At 37.9% G+C, this 17,275-nt stretch carries 19 protein-coding genes and 1 riboswitch; of the genes, 16 read left to right on the top strand and 3 right to left on the bottom strand.

Annotation, left to right across the window (positions count from 1 at the left end; all coding sequences use genetic code 11):
• Window positions 1-16 precede the first annotated feature (16 nt).
• The 11 genes from CFK40_RS18980 (at window position 17) to CFK40_RS18930 (ending at window position 9,280) form a co-directional block, all read left to right on the top strand.
• Window positions 17-1,009: an ABC transporter permease gene (locus CFK40_RS18980; protein ID WP_227001827.1), complete on the top strand. Its 993-nt coding sequence runs from the start codon at window positions 17-19 to the stop codon at window positions 1,007-1,009.
• On the top strand, window positions 1,006-1,872 hold the full coding sequence (locus CFK40_RS18975) for an ABC transporter permease (protein WP_227001826.1): 867 nt from the start codon (window positions 1,006-1,008) through the stop codon (window positions 1,870-1,872). The genes CFK40_RS18980 and CFK40_RS18975 overlap by 4 nt, the downstream gene beginning before the upstream one ends.
• 12 nt (window positions 1,873-1,884) lie before the next feature.
• The gene (locus tag CFK40_RS18970; protein WP_089533942.1) at window positions 1,885-2,862 is read left to right on the top strand and encodes an ABC transporter ATP-binding protein; all 978 of its coding nucleotides are present in this window, start codon (window positions 1,885-1,887) and stop codon (window positions 2,860-2,862) included.
• The gene (locus CFK40_RS18965) at window positions 2,855-3,478 is read left to right on the top strand and encodes an ABC transporter ATP-binding protein (protein ID WP_089533941.1); all 624 of its coding nucleotides are present in this window, start codon (window positions 2,855-2,857) and stop codon (window positions 3,476-3,478) included. Before CFK40_RS18970 ends, CFK40_RS18965 begins: the two co-directional genes overlap by 8 nt.
• A 53-nt stretch (window positions 3,479-3,531) precedes the next feature.
• Window positions 3,532-3,990: a HicA family toxin-antitoxin system gene (locus CFK40_RS18960; protein WP_089533940.1), complete on the top strand. Its 459-nt coding sequence runs from the start codon at window positions 3,532-3,534 to the stop codon at window positions 3,988-3,990.
• A gap of 87 nt (window positions 3,991-4,077) precedes the next feature.
• Window positions 4,078-4,308, top strand: coding sequence for an excisionase family DNA-binding protein (locus CFK40_RS18955; RefSeq protein ID WP_089533939.1), 231 nt, complete (start codon window positions 4,078-4,080; stop codon window positions 4,306-4,308).
• A 12-nt stretch (window positions 4,309-4,320) separates the two neighbouring features.
• Entirely contained in the window at window positions 4,321-5,211 is an 891-nt protein-coding gene (locus CFK40_RS18950) for an RluA family pseudouridine synthase (RefSeq protein ID WP_089533938.1), read from the top strand.
• Window positions 5,212-5,293: 82 nt separating this feature from the next.
• Window positions 5,294-7,225, top strand: a complete 1,932-nt coding sequence (locus CFK40_RS18945; protein WP_089533937.1) for an ATP-dependent DNA helicase — start codon at window positions 5,294-5,296, stop codon at window positions 7,223-7,225.
• A gap of 188 nt (window positions 7,226-7,413) precedes the next feature.
• Window positions 7,414-7,881, top strand: a complete 468-nt coding sequence (locus tag CFK40_RS18940; RefSeq protein ID WP_089533936.1) for a COG4315 family predicted lipoprotein — start codon at window positions 7,414-7,416, stop codon at window positions 7,879-7,881.
• Between the two features lie 112 nt (window positions 7,882-7,993).
• Window positions 7,994-8,548 (top strand): RNA polymerase sigma factor, encoded by a 555-nt coding sequence (locus tag CFK40_RS18935; protein WP_089533935.1) that lies wholly within the window; start codon window positions 7,994-7,996, stop codon window positions 8,546-8,548.
• Entirely contained in the window at window positions 8,549-9,280 is a 732-nt protein-coding gene (locus CFK40_RS18930; RefSeq protein ID WP_089533934.1) for an anti-sigma factor, read from the top strand.
• 80 nt (window positions 9,281-9,360) lie between these two features.
• Here CFK40_RS18930 and CFK40_RS18925 read toward each other — a convergent pair whose 3' ends face one another.
• The 3 genes from CFK40_RS18925 to CFK40_RS18915 all read right to left on the bottom strand — a co-directional run bounded on the left by CFK40_RS18925 (window position 9,361) and on the right by CFK40_RS18915 (window position 12,241).
• Window positions 9,361-9,828: a hypothetical protein gene (locus CFK40_RS18925; protein ID WP_089533933.1), complete on the bottom strand. Its 468-nt coding sequence runs from the start codon at window positions 9,826-9,828 to the stop codon at window positions 9,361-9,363.
• Between the two features lie 52 nt (window positions 9,829-9,880).
• Window positions 9,881-10,909: a YVTN family beta-propeller repeat protein gene (locus tag CFK40_RS18920; RefSeq protein WP_089533932.1), complete on the bottom strand. Its 1,029-nt coding sequence runs from the start codon at window positions 10,907-10,909 to the stop codon at window positions 9,881-9,883.
• A gap of 345 nt (window positions 10,910-11,254) precedes the next feature.
• Complete coding sequence (locus CFK40_RS18915) at window positions 11,255-12,241, bottom strand: DmpA family aminopeptidase (protein WP_089533931.1); 987 nt, start codon at window positions 12,239-12,241, stop codon at window positions 11,255-11,257.
• Between the two features lie 430 nt (window positions 12,242-12,671).
• Here CFK40_RS18915 and CFK40_RS18910 point away from each other — a divergent pair, with 430 nt between their 5' ends.
• The 5 genes from CFK40_RS18910 (at window position 12,672) to CFK40_RS18890 (ending at window position 17,270) form a co-directional block, all read left to right on the top strand.
• A complete protein-coding gene (locus tag CFK40_RS18910; protein WP_161493909.1) occupies window positions 12,672-13,277 on the top strand; it encodes a CotY/CotZ family spore coat protein in 606 nt (201 codons plus the stop codon).
• A gap of 107 nt (window positions 13,278-13,384) precedes the next feature.
• Complete coding sequence (locus tag CFK40_RS18905; RefSeq protein WP_089533929.1) at window positions 13,385-13,648, top strand: phage holin; 264 nt, start codon at window positions 13,385-13,387, stop codon at window positions 13,646-13,648.
• Window positions 13,649-13,972: 324 nt separating this feature from the next.
• Window positions 13,973-14,125: riboswitch (FMN riboswitch) on the top strand.
• A 188-nt stretch (window positions 14,126-14,313) separates the two neighbouring features.
• Entirely contained in the window at window positions 14,314-15,408 is a 1,095-nt protein-coding gene (ribD, locus tag CFK40_RS18900) for a bifunctional diaminohydroxyphosphoribosylaminopyrimidine deaminase/5-amino-6-(5-phosphoribosylamino)uracil reductase RibD (RefSeq protein ID WP_089533928.1), read from the top strand.
• 2 nt (window positions 15,409-15,410) lie between these two features.
• Entirely contained in the window at window positions 15,411-16,058 is a 648-nt protein-coding gene (ribE, locus tag CFK40_RS18895) for a riboflavin synthase (protein WP_089533927.1), read from the top strand.
• Between the two features lie 12 nt (window positions 16,059-16,070).
• A complete protein-coding gene (locus CFK40_RS18890; protein ID WP_089533926.1) occupies window positions 16,071-17,270 on the top strand; it encodes a bifunctional 3,4-dihydroxy-2-butanone-4-phosphate synthase/GTP cyclohydrolase II in 1,200 nt (399 codons plus the stop codon).
• Window positions 17,271-17,275: the final 5 nt, after the last annotated feature.

Genomic DNA, 17,275 nt, shown 5'->3' with positions numbered 1-17,275 from the left:
AAAGAAGGGTAGTAAATTGCAATTGAAACGAATATCATTTTATATTACAGGTAAAGTTGTAAAACTAGTAACCTTGCTAATTGCAATTAGTATTCTATCCTTCATGCTAGTAAGCTATTCTCCAATTGATCCTGTGCAAACCTATGTCGGAGCAGATATGACAAGAGTTAGCCCTGAACAGCGAGAACATATCGCAGAATACTGGGGATTACAGGAAACCAAAACAGAGCAATTTTTCCGCTGGGGAAAAGCTGTTTTGCAAGGAGACCTTGGTACATCATTACTATACCGAAGTCCAGTAGCTGATGTAATCTTGGAACGTTTTATTGCTTCATTGGCATTAATGGGAATTGCTTGGGTTTCTTCTGGAATCTTTGGATTTTTACTAGGAATACTCGCCGGGATGTATGAGGGAGCATGGATAGATCGAATTATTAAAGGCTATTGTTTCATACTTGCATCTACACCAGCTTTTTGGTTAGGAATACTAGTTTTAATATTATTTTCAGTAAAACTCGGTTGGTTTCCGGTTGGCCTTGGAATGCCAGCGGGTATATTAACCGAAAATGTAACATTGTTTGAACGGTTAAGGCATTTATTTTTACCTGCGTTAACACTGAGTATTATCGGTGTAGCAAATGTAGCGCTGCATACCAGGCAAAAACTGATCGATGTGTTAAATAGTGAATTTGTTCGGTTTGCAAAAGCTAAAGGCGAACATGGGTTAGTTCTTTTATGGCGTCATGGACTACGAAACATTTCCCTGCCCGCAATTTCATTACATTTTGCATCATTTGGTGAACTTTTCGGTGGGGCGGTTCTAGCAGAGCAGGTATTTTCCTATCCTGGCCTTGGCCAGGCTGCTGTCCAAGCTGGTCTAGGTGGAGATGTTCCGCTATTATTGGGAATCGTCTTGTTTAGCGCAATCTTTGTATTTGCTGGAAATCTTATTGCTGATTTGTTGTATAAAGTAATTGACCCTCGGATTAGGAAGGAGGGTATTCAATGAGTAATCGAATGGTTATAAAATTAAGAGATGCTTCTGGTTTATTTAACTGGAATTTCAAAAAGCAAACAATGGCTGTTATTATCATTGCAATGACACTTTTACTCGGGATGGTAATAAGTAGTTTCCTAATTGGGGCCGATAAACTCGGGGTAAACCTAGCTATAAGGAATAGCGGTCCAACGTTTGACCATCTATTTGGAACAGATTGGTTAGGTCGAGACGTGCTAGCTCGTACGTTAAAGGGACTTACATTAAGCCTTTGTGTTGGTGTGTTAGCTGCCTTTCTAAGTGTGGTTATTGCACTTTCGCTTAGTTTGCTAGCTTCGTGGAATAAAACAGTAGATTACATGGTTACCTGGTTAATCGATCTTTTTCTTAGTGTTCCTCACATCGTAACTTTGATATTAATTTCTTTTGCTCTTGGTGGTGGCTTTAAAGGACTATTAATTGGTCTTGCATTAACACATTGGCCGAGCCTAGCCCGTGTACTCCGGGCAGAAGTCTTGCAAGTAAAAAAAGCAGAATATGTTGAGGTCTCACGTCGATTAGGTAAATCACATTTGTGGATTGCGAGACACCACTTATTCCCACAATTAATACCTCAACTTCTGGTTGGTTTCATTCTTTTATTCCCTCACGCTATTTTGCACGAGGCAGCAATTACCTTTTTAGGCTTTGGCTTGTCCTCAGAAGTGCCTGCGATTGGAATTATTTTATCAGAGTCGATGCGTTATTTATCAACCGGAATGTGGTGGTTAGCGCTTTTTCCAGGACTATTATTATTGATTATGGTAGGTATATTTGATGTGATTGGCCATAGTTTACGTAGTTTAATCGATCCTTTCCATGGTCAGAAAACTTAAAAGGAGGATAAAATGAACACTTCATATGCAACAAAAGATGTTGATTCTAGAGCTGTTGAAGATGAAAATCCACCATTATTTGAAGTGGAAAACTTTAGTCTCGCATTTCGACAGTTTCGTGGAGGTTTTCAAGAAACAACAGTAGAGGTTATTAGCAAACTGGACTTAACAATAAATGAGGGTGAGATTGTCGCTGTTGTTGGCGCAAGTGGATCAGGAAAAAGTTTGCTGGCAAATGCAATTTTAGGGGTGCTTCCTGAAAATGCGATACTTAATGGAACACTAAAATATAAGGGGGTAAATCTTACACCCAAAAAGCAAATTCGTCTACGCGGGAAAGAAATTTCTCTAATACCACAATCAGTAAATGCACTAGACCCTTTAATGAAAGCTGGAAAACAAGTACAAACTGTCATAAAAAGAAAACAGAAGAAAGCGATTCAACGTGATATCTTTCAAAAGATGGGTTTGTCAACGAGAGCAGCCAAACGTTACCCCTTTGAACTTTCGGGCGGGATGGCAAGACGAGTTTTAGCCTCAACTGCAATGGTAAGTGGAGCAAGATTAGTGATTGCTGATGAACCTACACCAGGACTGGATGAACATGTATTGAATGAAACAATTAACCATATGAAACAGCTTGCAGTTGCTGGGAAAGGGATTATGTTTATCACCCATGATATTGGATCAGCGTTACGTGTTGCAGATAAAATAGTGGTATTTTATGCAGGCCAAACTGTTGAAGTTGCACGTGTAGAAGACTTTAAAGGTAAAGGTGAGAATCTACGGCACCCATATACAAAAGCACTATGGAATGCATTACCCCAAAATGACTTCACTCCAATCGAAGGCTCCCAACCACCTGTTGGTAATGTCACCCTAGGATGTGTTTTTGAGGGAAGATGTTCAATTGCCTCCGAGTTATGTACCAAAAAGCAGCCGAATTCTCGTATCGTTAACGGGGGAATAGTTAGGTGTTTTCATGCTTGAAGTAAATGGAATTAGCTATCGTTATCAAAATGAATCCTGGCTGTTTAAGCAGTTAAACATAACGATTGAACCTGGAGAAGTTGTTGGTCTGTTTGGCCCGAGTGGGTCAGGTAAATCAACGATGGCAAAAATAATTGCTGGATATATCAAACCACAAGAAGGCTTTGTCAAAGCGGACGGAGAGCACTACTTTCATAATAAGGTGAATCCTGTCCAATTGGTTTGGCAACATCCTGAAAAGGCTATAAACCCTCGTTGGCGAATGAAGGAAACAATTATTGAAGGCGAACAATTGGATGAGGGGCTACTTCATACGCTTGGAATTAGAAACGAGTGGTTAACACGCTTTCCAAGTGAATTATCTGGAGGAGAGTTACAACGCTTTTGTCTTGCACGAGCACTTGGACCTTCAACGAGGTACCTGATTGCAGATGAAATGACCACCATGCTGGATGCATTAACACAAGCGCAAATTTGGCATGCTGTTTTAAGGTTAACCAAAGAACGAAATGTAGGTATGCTTGCAATAAGCCATGATCGGCATTTACTGAGCAGGATAAGTGGGCGCATTATAGATTTCAGTGATCTTGTTCATAATAGTAGTGAAACAGTTTAGGCATATCTGTTCACAATAAAGGGAATAAGAGTAAATACAATAAGATTACGGAGGTGAATACACTGGTTGATGACTTTGAAGTAGAAACGGTTTATGAAGATCGCACGTATGCACGGTATCGATTTGTTCTATTAGTGGATGGTGTAGAATACAAAGGTGACTTTCATGAAGGTGAAATCCAATGGTTACATCCTCATCCAAAGCAAACTCTAAATGAGGGTAACTTAAAATGGATTGAAGCCGAGGTGCACGAACTAATAGGTGAGCATGTAAGTAATAATGGAGAGTCAGAGGATGACGATGATATTGAAGTAACACCATTGTTAAACGATCAATCGCATACGGCCCATCAATTTAGATTAACGATTGAGGGTGATGAATACAAAGGGATTTTTCGCGATGATAAAATGGAATGGTTTCATCCTAAACCAAGACGTAAACTGAAAGATGAAGATGTGGAAGAAATAGAAGAAAAAATACATGAAAAAATGAAAGAGCATTTGGACGAATAATAAAACTTTTAAAGTATCCGTGATGAGGCATGGATACTTTTTTGTTATAATGGTAGAAGTCTTCACGTGTAAGAAAGGAACTGTCGCATGTATTTAACGATAAAAGAAACGGCTGAGCATTTATCCATTCCTGAATCTCAATTAAAAGCACTCATCCAACAAAAACGAATACGCACAATTCATGATGGTCAACAGCTTTTGATTAACCGGGATCAATTTTCTACTCACTTTGAGCAAGTTGAAAAATATAAACGAATGATACAGGATTATTTGGATGAACCTATACCAGAGGATTTGGATGTTAAGGACGAGGATTAGGAGAGTTATTTGATGAAACGAAATAAAAGGTCGAACCATGAAACCCATACAATTGATGAACCAATGGAATTATTGCCATTTTTATTGAGCGTAATGGAAAACCGTAGTCGAAATTCGGTAAAATCGATTCTTACGAGGGGACAGGTTTCGGTAGATGATGATCTGACAACGAAACATAATTACCAGCTAAAGCCTGGACAAACAGTGATGATACTTAAAAATAAAGTTGCAGCTAAAGTTAATAAAATGATTGGGTTGTCTATTATTCATGAGGATAAAGATATTATTGTGATTAATAAGGATGCAGGATTACTTTCGATAGCATCAGCAAAAGAGAAAGACTTAACAGCGCATAGTCAGTTGATGGACTACGTTCGTATTGCGAATCCAAAGAACCGTATTTTTGTCGTTCACCGATTAGACCGTGATACCTCAGGTGTGATGGTTTTTGCAAAAAATGAAAAGGTTAAGCGAACGCTTCAGGATAATTGGAAGCGTATCGTAAAAGAGCGGACGTACACAGCAATTGTAGATGGGACAGTTAAGAAACCTGAAGGAACGATCACTTCGTGGTTAAAAGAAAGCAGTACGTTAGTTATGTATTCTAGTCCAAAAGAAGGTGATGGACTACGTGCTGTAACCCACTATCAAAAGCAACTGTCGAATAAACATTTTTCATTATTGAAAGTTAATTTGGAAACGGGAAGAAAAAACCAAATACGTGTTCATATGAATGATATAGGACATCCAGTTGTCGGTGATAAAAAATATGGATCGAACACAAATGCGATTGGTCGGCTAGGCCTTCATGCTAGTGTTTTAGCTTTTGAACATCCTGGAACAGGTAAGCTCTTGCGCTTTGAAGCGGATGTTCCAGATAGTTTCATGCGCAAATTCAAGTAAAAAATGTACGTTATAGGACGTACGTTTTTTATTTGTATGCTAGTATAGTAACTTACCGAATGATGTTAAAGAGGAGTTTACAATGATTAGAAATAATTCACTTCCATTTACTGTAACAAAGGTAGACAATTTTTTTGACCGATTAGGCGATTATGTTGGAGATGTTTTTTATGACATTTTGCCTGAAAAAGGTTATGAACTACGGGATGAACAAATATATATGGCCTTTCAATTGGAACAGGCTTTTAAAAATAAACGTACGATTTTCGCTGAGGCAGGGGTTGGAACAGGGAAGACCTTTGTTTATTTATTGTACGCTATTTGCTATGCACGCTATCGTGGGAAACCGGCAATCATTTCTTGTGCTGACGAAACATTAATTGAGCAGCTCGTTAAAAAAGGTGGAGATATTGAGAAGCTTGAGGAAGCATTAGGTCTAAACATTGACGTAAGATTAGCGAAAGCGCGGGAACAGTACGTTTGTATAAAAAAACTAGATCCTATTGCTAATCGAACAGATGACAAGAGCATTTTACAAGTTCATGATCAAATTCCTGATTTTGTCTTTGATACAAGTGCATCAATGAAATCCTTCGAGCGTTACGGGGACCGGAAAGAATATCCGTGGGTATCAAACGCGACATGGGAGAAAATTGCTTGGGACCCATTACAGCAGTGTTCAACTTGTGAATGGCGGCATCGCAGTGGGCAGACATTGAATAGGGACTACTACCGCCATGCGACGGATATTATTATTTGTTCCCACGACTTTTATATGGAGCATGTTTGGACGAAAGAGTCACGAAAACGGGAGGGTCAACTGCCATTGTTACCAGAATCGAGTAGTGTTGTCTTTGATGAAGGCCATTTGCTGGAGTTTGCAGCACAGAAAGGCCTAACGTATCGTTTTAACTTTGAGGCGTTAAATAAGGTATTAACAGGCTATATGGGACAAGATGTAAGAGAGGAATCACTTTTACTTATTGAAGATATTCTACTGTTACATGAAGAGTGGTTCGATTTGTTAAGTGATAACGCTTCGGCAGTGGAAGGGTCTAACCGTATTGAAATTTCTCTAACGGAAAACATAATTGATATAGCGCAACGTCTGCACGATAACGTTCAGCAATTACTTGAAGAATTAGTGTTCGATGCGGAACTGTTTACGATTGAAGATTATCATGTAAAGATTATCGAGGAATATTTGGAATTTTTCTCTTACGGTCTATCTATTTTATTAAAAGATGACGAGGGAATTTTTTGGCTCGAGGAAAATGACATGACGAGTACATTGGTTATTATGCCGCGATTAGTGGAGGATGTTTTGAAGAAGGAAGTATTCTCTCAAGGAATTCCATTTGTCTTTTCGTCAGCAACATTGTCACGAGGCAAGGACTTTACCTACCTTGCTAGTAGCTTGGGAATTAACAGGTATGACTCTTGTTCGGTTGCTTCACCATTTGATTACGAGCAGAAAATGAAAATAAACGGGCATATTGAATCGAGCTTGCAAGAAAAGTGGGAGAACATTGGTAACCAGTTAGTGGACAATAACGGTAAAGCTTTGGTTTTATTTTCCTCTATCGAAGAAATGAATCTGTTTCGTCAGTGGGCAATAGATCAAGAATGGCCATTTACTATGTTGTATGAGGGCGATCAGGAAATCAGTAAGACAGTAAAGGATTTTCAGAATGATCAACCTGCTGTTCTCTGCTCTTACAACTTGTGGGAAGGATTGGATATACCTGGAGAGGCATTAACAAAAGTGATTATTTCGTCGCTTCCTTTTCCACCGAAAGACCCTGTTTTTCAAGCTAAGCGAAAGCATACAGAACATCCCGAACAGGAAGTCGATGCGCCGTATATGGTCCTTCGTATACGACAAGGAATTGGCCGGCTAATCCGTACGAATGAAGATTTTGGGACAATTGATATTTGGATGACAGAGAAAGAGAGCGAGATGTATCAAAAGACGATTGAGAGCGTATTGCCTGTAGAAATGGAATGGAAATAAAACCTCGTTCAATATAAAAAAGCATTAAAACGCCAGATCATTTAATTGATCTGGTGTTTTAATTTTTTGTCCTGATTTTATTTATTGCACGATTCAAAATAATGTGGAATTATTTGCAGAAAAATCAAACCGTTTGGAGATATTATGCGTTACCTTTAGTGAAAATAATTTTTAAGGAGGATATGAACATGAAAAAATGGATGTTTATGATAACAATTTTAACAACGATATTGTTGTTAGCTGCCTGTGGTAATGAAACAGAAAACACCCAAGGAGACCAGGGAAACAATGATAAAACGAGCGAATCAGAAAGTGCTAGTCTACAATTATTGGATGATGCAGAAATAGGGAAATATTTAGCAGATGCTGAAGGCATGACGCTATATTATTTTACGAAAGACGAATCTGGAAAGAGTAATTGCAGTGGGAAATGTCTAGATAATTGGCCACCATTTATTGCAAAAGATTTTGAAGTTCCAGAAGGTTTTAGTAAAAATGACTTCGCTACAATTGAAAGAGAGGATACTGGAGAAAAACAAGTGACATATAAAGGATATCCACTCTACTACTTTGTTAAAGATCAAGCAAAAGGTGATGTAAAAGGACAGGGTGTAAAAGACGTTTGGTATATCGTTAATGCCAAAACAACTTTTTAATTAAGATGAGAGGAAAGGGAACGATCACTAATGTGATGGTTCCCTTTCCTCTTCTCAACTTGTATAATTAACAGAATAAAATGTTTTCTAGAGTGAGGAGTGTCTGATACAAGTGGAGGAAAAAACGGATGCTGCGCTAATAAAATTAATAAATAAAAAACATCGTCCAGCATTAGAAGAGCTTTATGAAAGGTATATCAAATTAATCTATAGTGTTGTTTTTAAGTTCTGTAACGGAAATGAAGAAGTAGCTAAAGAAATGGTTCAGTTAGTTTTTTTAAAACTTTGGACGACGAAAAGCAGTTATGACCCCTCTAAAGGAAAGTTTGTAAATTGGTTACTTACTATCGTTCGAAATGTGTGCATTGACTATATCAGAAAAGAGAAAAAGCATCCACATGATAACAGCCAGTATGAAACGGATAGAACAAGTAATTTGGCTGATCCAATTGATCCAATTGATGAAAATATTAAAGGTATTGAAATCGCTAAAGCAAAAAACAAACTTTCCGCTTCTCAAAGAAGAGTAATAGATTTACTTTATTGGGAAGGGTATTCTCTTACTGAAATAGCGGAAATTGAAAATGCACCAGTAGGTACCATAAAAAGCAGGCTGTATCAGTCGCTCAAACAATTAAAGAAATACCTAGAACTGGAGGGTTCATAAATGGGGAGGGAATGTGAACATTTACTTTATTATATAGCAAATACACTCGATGATACTGAACGAAAGAAGTTCAAAGAGCATTTGAACCATTGTGAAGAATGTGCGAAAGATTATATACAGCTAATAGACACATGGGATGAATTACAGTTTGATTTTGAAGAACGAGAGGTTCCGCAATCTTTAAAGGCGGAAGTGCTTGATTATGTATTCGAAAAAGATAATAAGACTATAGATGATAATACAATGAAAGATAGGATGAAACAGTGGGGGCTGAGCTTGAAAAGACAGTTTACACCATTGACAACAGGTTTAGTGCTAGTGATGTTGATTGTGATAAGCGTATTAACATTAGGAAGTATTCAATCAAATAATCAACTAGTTAATGAACCTAGCACTCCTATTACAATTTTATCCGCCATGAACCTTACAGCAGCTGATGAAAATTCGAGTAACGCTACTGGTAATGCGTTTGTCGTTAAGGAAGGGGAGGCCAGAAAGCTAGTTATTCAAGTAAGTGATTTACCAAAATTAGAAGGAAGTAAAGTCTACCAAGTATGGCTATTGGAAAATGGTGAACGACAAAATGCAGGTATATTCACAACGAATGAATCTGGGTCTGGAATTTTAACGTATCAATTATCTCAAGAACAATCATTTGATAAAATTGGAATAACGATGGAACCTGACCAAAACAGCAAGCAGCCGAGAGGTGAGAAAGTAATTGGGTCATAACATATAAGCTGTCCCAAAACCCAGGATTAGACCCTTTTGGGACAGCTTTATTAAAATCTTATTATTTTTTACAATTGTACCTATAGTTTTTTCTTAAACTCTTTGACCTTTTTTTCCGTTTCGGCTGTTAACTGGTTAATCTTTTCCATATTCAATTTATCTTTTTCAACCTCAGCTTTTAGTGGGTATAGACTTTCTTCAATATATTCATAGTCCTCTGGATACTTTTCTTCCACCGTTTTTTCAATTTCATCCCATTTTTCTCCTACTTCACTCCCTACATTTTGAATTTTCTCCGTATCCTCTGGGGATTCAGTTATAACTGTTTTCAATTCATCTATAGAACCCAGTACCTGATCAACCCCGCTTACAAGATTGGTCGAATCGCTTTCATCTGATTGTCCAGTATCTTCTTGTGGTGCATCACTTTCTGGCTTTTCCGTGTTTGGTTCATTTTGCCCTTCATTTGTCTGCTCCTCATTACCTGTACTGCATGCAGCAGTCACCAACAATAAAGATGTAAGCATTAGAAAAAGAATTTTTTTCATTAGAAATACTCCTCCTTTTGATATATAACTTTCTAACTTGTGCTGTAATTCCCTAGGACGATTCGTTTGTGCTAATGAAGAATGGAAATTGATCTGAATTTATTGTATCAACCACTTCATTACTTGTCCTGTCGATTACAACGACTTTATTTTCTCCGGTGACAGCGGTGTAAATCGTTTTTCCATTTTTCGAAACAATAACACCATGTGGTCCCTTGCCAACTTTAATTTCTTTCACTACTTTCTTTGCTTGAATGTCTATTACCGATAAAAAGTTCTCACCGATATTTGCCACGTATGCATATTTCCCATCTGGTGTGATATCAAGAACATGGTGGCCTATACCAACAGGGATTGTTTTCACCATCTCACCTTTGTTTACGTCAATAACACCAACCTCACTGTTTTGTGTTAAAGTAACGAGCAACGTTTTTCCATCAGGAGTAATGTTCAAGTTATGTGGTGAACCTTCCACACCTTCAATTGTATGGATCACCTTTTGGGAAGCGGTGTCAATAACAGAGATGGAATTGGAGCCTGTATTCGTTACATAAAATATGCTGCTGTCAGGACTTGCTACGCCATTATGTGGAACCTGACCGACATCAATCGTTGTTGTTTTCTCCATTGATTTTGTATTAATGACTGTAACGGTATGTTCCCCTTCATTTATAACAAATACCCATTTTCCATCTGGTGTAAAATTAATCCCTTTTGGTGTTTTGCCAACAGGTATTGTTTTGATGACTTCATTTGTTTTCACATCAATGATCGATACATCTTCCGACTTGCTGTTAACGACATACACATAATTTCCTTTTGGGCCAATTTCGTTATAGGTAGGTTTTTCTCCCACCTTAATGGTACTTACAATTTCATTAGTTTCCGAATCGATAACTTGAATATTATTCGAATCCCGGTTATTTACATAAACCATTACACCTGTACTGGAACCACTGGATGGTTGTGCCTTTTTGCTTTCAGTTGGCTTTGTACTGCTTTCATCGTTATCCATACAAGCCGATAATACGACTAGTATCATTAGTATGACAGCCCGTACTATAAACATTTTCTTTTTCACGTAAAAACCTCCCTCCTTTAAAGTGACTTATCCTAGGTAACGAAAAAAAACAGGGAACGGTTCGAAAAGATTTTTAGTTGTTTATCGACTACTGATTTTGTTTTAGAAATTTTCTTTTTACACGTTAGGAAAGAATATAAGTTTTAAGGAAAAGCCGGTATAAGAAAAACTTCGCAATTCGCTATTAAGGGACGAGGAGGTGAATGGCGAGTTTTTCTAAAAGAGACTTGCAGAAAGAGGCTGTGATAGTGATTAACAGAGGGTGAAATAAACTTATTTAATTGGTAAAATAAAAGAATTTAAAACGACGCACTCCTATGATACATGGAATGTGTCGTTTTAAATTTATAGTATAGCCTTTTTCACAACTCTACCAGAACGTCCAGTAGTAGTTTCAGCATATTTTAATGAGTTAATTACAGCTTCTTCCGTCGTTTCAATAACTGCCTGAAAAAGTTTATTCATTATTGTGTGGTCATCCCGAATGAAGTCCGTGGATTCGGTAGCTTGTTCAGAAGTATGTTCATATGGATTGGCGGTTGAAAAAGCAATCGCAATGTCACCACTTCCATTATCGATATGACTACCAGTTCGCCCGAGGCCAGCTGCACAACGTTTGGCTAACCTCTTTAACTGTCGATCGTAAAGTGGAGCATCTGTAGCGATAATTATCATGATTGATCCATCAGGTGAATCTACTTCTATGTTTACTAAATCTGCAAATAATGCATCAGCTGGTTTTCCGAAGTTACTTAACACCAAACACCCGACAGTGTACGCTTGATTACCGGAAGCAACCAGTCGTGATGCGGTTCCTATTCCACCCTTGTGCCCAAAGCACATCATACCTTTTCCTGCCCCAACTGCACCTTGCTCAATAGGATTTGAACTCGCATTTTTGATAGCTTGTATTGCATGTTCAGGTTTAATAGCTGGAATGCGCATCGAATTTAGAAAACTGTCATTACATTCACCTACAACAAGATTAATAGAGCTAGTCGAATCCCCAATTTCTTCGTTTTGATTGAGCATATATTGAAGTGTACCTTGCGTAACAGCACCAATACTAAACGTATTTGTTAGCATAATAGGTGATTCTAATAATCCAAGTTCATCTAATTGAATTAATCCATTCGTTTTTCCATAGCCATTGATTACATGACTTGATGCACGAGTTTTTTTCATGAAACTGTTGCCACTATGAGGAAGGATTGCGGTAACGCCGGTACAGATAGTGTCTGTGTCATTAATGTTTTCATATAACGTGACATGGCCTACTTTGATGCCAGATATATCCGTAATACAATTTGATTTACCTTTTGGTAAGGACATGAATACAACTCCTTTATAAGCATTTAGGTACTATTTTACACGTAAAGTGCCTTATCATTTTGTTTTTTTTGAAATTCCAAAAGCTAGTGATTTTCTGCTCTCTTTCGGTTTGACTGTCAACAAGAGTTTGAAAAAGCAGTTTACTAATTTTTTTCCTATGTTAACAGAAAAAAAAGCCAGGGATCAGCTGGCTTTTTAAAAGGGTACTATTCATGGGTAAATCAAACAAGACTTGTATCGATTTATACTATATTTATGTCTCCCTTAACAAATTGAATCGGCGTAACCCCTAATGCATCTACACATTTCACTAGTATTATCGGGACAACTTGCTCATTTTCACTAGAAATAGACTCATAAACAGGCTCATTTTAAAGGTTTACATATATTAATAGGGATATAAATTAACCTAAGGATAAGGAGAGATTCTGTGAGTAAGTCTAAGAATTCTAAGTGTAGAGAAAATGTTAATTCCGTTAAATCTAAGCGATATTCGGATGAATGTGTATGTGATGTGGTAAAACGTATTGTTGAAGTGCAGGATGAAGTTGGAGGAAATGGTTGCTCCTCAGGGTGCGATAGGTCCATCCATCAATTATTATCAAGAGGAAATCAAATGGGTCCTGCAAATACAACAGTCCCATTTATTCTTTATTGTGGCGGGACTTGTGAGCCGTTTATAGGAAGTGGAGTATTCCAGGCACCTAGAGGTGATAACGGGAGTTTCTTTGGCTGTGTAGAAACCCCAATTTTCCGGGCTAAAAACTTCGTGAAAGGTAGTGACTGTTGTGTGAGGTTGGAGTTATTGGTTCCTGTTACAGAGGAATGTGACCCACCAGAATGTAAGATGGATACAGTAAGTAAGGTTTGTCCGTTTTTCCCAGCAGATTACCCGATTACTGACTTTCAAGCTACTGGTATTTGTATAACAGTAGATTTAAAGCACTTTCTTGCAATTACTTGTTTAGATCCTATTACCCCAATCCCTGCAAATGAATTTCAACCTGTTGCAGATCACGATCATAAAAAATATTAATTTTCCTAGGGGGCTGTATTTTATACAGGCCCCTTCCTATTAGAGTGCTTCTTACAAAGAGTTAATAGGGATAGCTTTATTAATCCACCATAAAGGAGGCTGTGTTAATGAATTTAAAAGTTCGTTTTAAAAATCCTATCTTTATCACTCAGCTTATATTGTCTATTATTTTACCAATGCTGGCTTACGCAGGAATTGCAGCGGAAGAATTAACTACATGGGGCAAACTGATTAATTTATTGTGGGACTCTATTTCTAATCCATATGTAGTTGCAATGGTAATCCTAAGTGTTTGGAATGCACTTAACGACCCTACAACAAAAGGGTTATCTGATAGTTTGCAAGCTAAAACTTATACAAAACCAAAATAGAAGGAAAGAAAATAGGAAACAGGAATTGCGATAGATTACTTATTTCTGTGTACTAATTTCTTTAGCTATCTATCTGAAAAAGTTAGTTTAAAAATAAAATTACTTAAGCTAAATAGTTGCGATTTAATCAGGTTTACTATATAAATAACCTTAAGAGGATGTTCAAAAAGTCACCAAATGATAAACGGCGAATTTCTTCGTTGCGCAGTTTTTCCGGTCCTCACGTATTAAAAGCATACGTTCCGGTCCTCAAAATCTTCGCGCCTTGAACTTCTTGTTTTTAATTTGCCGACTTTTTGAACACACACTATAACATTATATTATTAATTCCTTCGGGGTCGGGTGAAATTCCCAATCGGCGGTGATGAAGTATCTTGCTTCTTAGTCCGTGACCCGTGCGGTTATTCCTATAACCAAGCGGTGGATCTGGTGAAACTCCAGAGCCGACAGTTAAAGTCTGGATGGGAGAAGGGATTTCTAGGTAGCAGTACATTCGTGATATTATCATACACGGTTTTTGTGTGTAAATTAATAGCTTATGTTTCTGTACGTTGCATTTCATTTAAAAAGAATGCTTATTTTACGATACCTATAAATTCTACCATTACGCCCTTGAAGCTTATTCAGGGGCTTTTTATTTTGTTAAAAAAGAAAGGATAATGCACATGAATGATGAGGGATATATGGATGTTGCATTAGATCTTGCTAAATCTGTACAAGGTCAAACGAGTCCAAATCCGCCTGTAGGTGCTGTGATTGTAAAGGATGGATCAATTGTAGGTATTGGGGCGCATTTACAAGCAGGCTCTGCACATGCGGAGGTTCATGCTTTAGAGATGGCGGGAGATAAAGCTTATAATGCGAGCATTTATGTAACACTTGAGCCTTGCAGTCACTACGGAAAAACTCCGCCATGCGCAGATGCCATTATTAAAAGTGGAATAAAGCGAGTCATTATCGCGACAGTGGACAGAAACCCAAAAGTAGCAGGTAAAGGAATTGAAAAGTTACAAAAGGCCAATATAACAGTAGATACTGGTGTAGGAAATGAAAAAGCTGAAGAGTTATACGGTCCATTTTTTCACTATGCAGCTAGTCAAACGCCATATGTAACATTGAAATCTGCGACAAGTCTTGATGGTAAGACTGCTACAATAACTGGTGAAAGTAAGTGGATCACGGGTGAGAAGGCAAGACTTGATGTTCACCATTATCGACATGAAAATGATGCGATTTTAGTTGGCGTAAATACGGTAATTGCTGATGATCCCAAGCTCACAACAAGATTACCGAATGGAGGAAGGAATCCATTACGCATTATTTTAGATACGCATCTGAGAACCCCTCAAGAAGCGAAAATGGTAACAGACGGTGAAGCGGAAACGTGGATTTTTGTTGCAAATGGGGTATCACAGGACAAGATAAATTTTTTCACAACTAATACAGATGCAAGAGTTATTCAACTAGAAACGGAAACAATTGAGATTGATCCAGTTCTTCGTTATCTAGGGAGGGAAGGGATCATGACCCTATATGTGGAAGGCGGATCAGGAGTCAACGGAAGTTTTCTAAATGCAAAAGTGGTTCAGCAGGTCATCACATATATGGCACCTAAGTTAATTGGTGGTGAAGACGCACCTACTTCATTTGCAGGCTCTGGCATCGAATCACTAAAAGAAGCCCTACAGTTAAGTATTAAATCAGTCGAAATGCTCGGCGATGATATCAAAATTATTTCCGTACCTAAAGAGGTGATATAAACATGTTTACTGGAATTATTGAAGAACTCGGTCAGGTTAAAAAGATAGAAAGACAGTCAGCAAATTCAGTGGAGCTAACAATCCATGCAAAAACAATTAACTCAGATATGAAAATTGGTGACAGCATTTCAGTGAATGGTATTTGTTTGACCGTTACTACATTCGATGCAAATAAATTTAGTGTAGATGTAATGCCTGAAACGATAAAAGCAACGTCACTTAATACATTAAAATCTGGCTCAGCAGTTAATTTAGAACGAGCTATGCATGCGAATGGGCGGTTTGGAGGCCATTTTGTTTCAGGTCATATCGATGGAACGGGCAAAATTACCAGAAAAGAAAAGCAGGAGAATGCGATTTACTATGATATAGAAGTTCCTGTAGAGCTCCAATCCTATTTACTAAAAAAGGGATCAATAGCTGTTGATGGGGTAAGTTTGACTGTATTCGAAGTGAACGATCAGACATTGACTATCTCGTTGATCCCACACACTGTGGCCCAAACGGTTTTAGGTGAAAAAACAGTAGGGTCTATCGTTAACATTGAATGTGATATGTTAGCGAAATATGTTGGGCAGATGATTAAACAAACAGAAACCGGTAACAGCGGGATTAATCAAGCATTTTTAACAAATAACGGATATCTATAAGGAGATGTCATTATGTTTCATACAATTGAAGAGGCAATAAATGATTTAAAACAAGGCAAATCTGTCATCGTAGTGGATGATGAGGATAGAGAAAATGAAGGGGACTTTGTTGCTTTATCTGATATGGCAACACCAGAAACGATTAATTTTATGATTACACATGGAAAAGGTCTTGTCTGTACATCGATCTCAGAGGAAATCGCTAACAAACTGAATTTGTCGATGATGACTAATAATAGCTCTGATCCGTTGGGTACAGCCTTTACAGTGAGTGTGGATCATCAGGAGTCTACAACTGGAATTAGTGCTGCTGAACGATCAAAAACCATTCAGGCATTGGCAAATCCGAATAGTCATGCGAAGGAGTTTAAGCGGCCTGGACATGTGTTTCCATTAGTAGCTAAAGATGGTGGTGTGTTAACTAGACAAGGGCATACAGAGGCATCGATTGATTTAGCAAAACTCAGCGGTGCAAATCCGTCAGGTGTGATCTGTGAAATTATCAAAGAAGACGGGACCATGGCACGCGTTCCAGACTTAGTGGAAATGGCTGACCGCCTTGATTTGAAAATAGTATCAATCGAGGAATTAGTTGCTTATCGTAAAAAAAATGAAAAGCATGTGAAGCGTGAGGTAGAAACAAAATTGCCAACAGAATTTGGTGATTTTAAAGTTTTTGGTTACTCCAATGATATTGATGGGAAAGAACACATAGCTCTTGTGAAGGGTGAAATTGATCCAGAAAAACCTACATTATTGAGAGTTCATTCAGAATGTCTAACTGGTGATGTCTTTGCCTCCAAGCGTTGTGATTGTGGCCCTCAATTACACCAGGCTTTAGCTGAAATTGAATCAGCAGGCAGTGGTGTATTGATATATATGCGTCAGGAAGGCCGTGGTATTGGGCTTTTAAACAAACTCAAAGCATATAAGCTACAGGAAGAGGGTTATGATACGGTCGAGGCAAACGAGCAGTTAGGTTTTGCAGCTGATAGTCGAGATTATCTGCTTAGTGCACAAATCTTACAAGACTTAGGCATCAACCAAGTAAAAGTTTTAACAAATAACCCTGAAAAAATAACGGCATTGGAGTTATATGGAATTGTGATTAAGAAACGAATTCCACTAACAACCACATACAACGAAGTCAATATGCCATATATGCAAACGAAATATAGCAAAATGGGACACTTATTAGAACTACACAATTAATAATG

It is taken from the genome of Virgibacillus necropolis (genome assembly GCF_002224365.1).
Classification (GTDB): Bacteria; Bacillota; Bacilli; order Bacillales; family Amphibacillaceae; genus Virgibacillus_F; species Virgibacillus_F necropolis.
The sequence above is the reverse complement of the archived record's forward strand: the minus strand, read 5'-3'. Positions and strand labels throughout refer to the sequence as shown.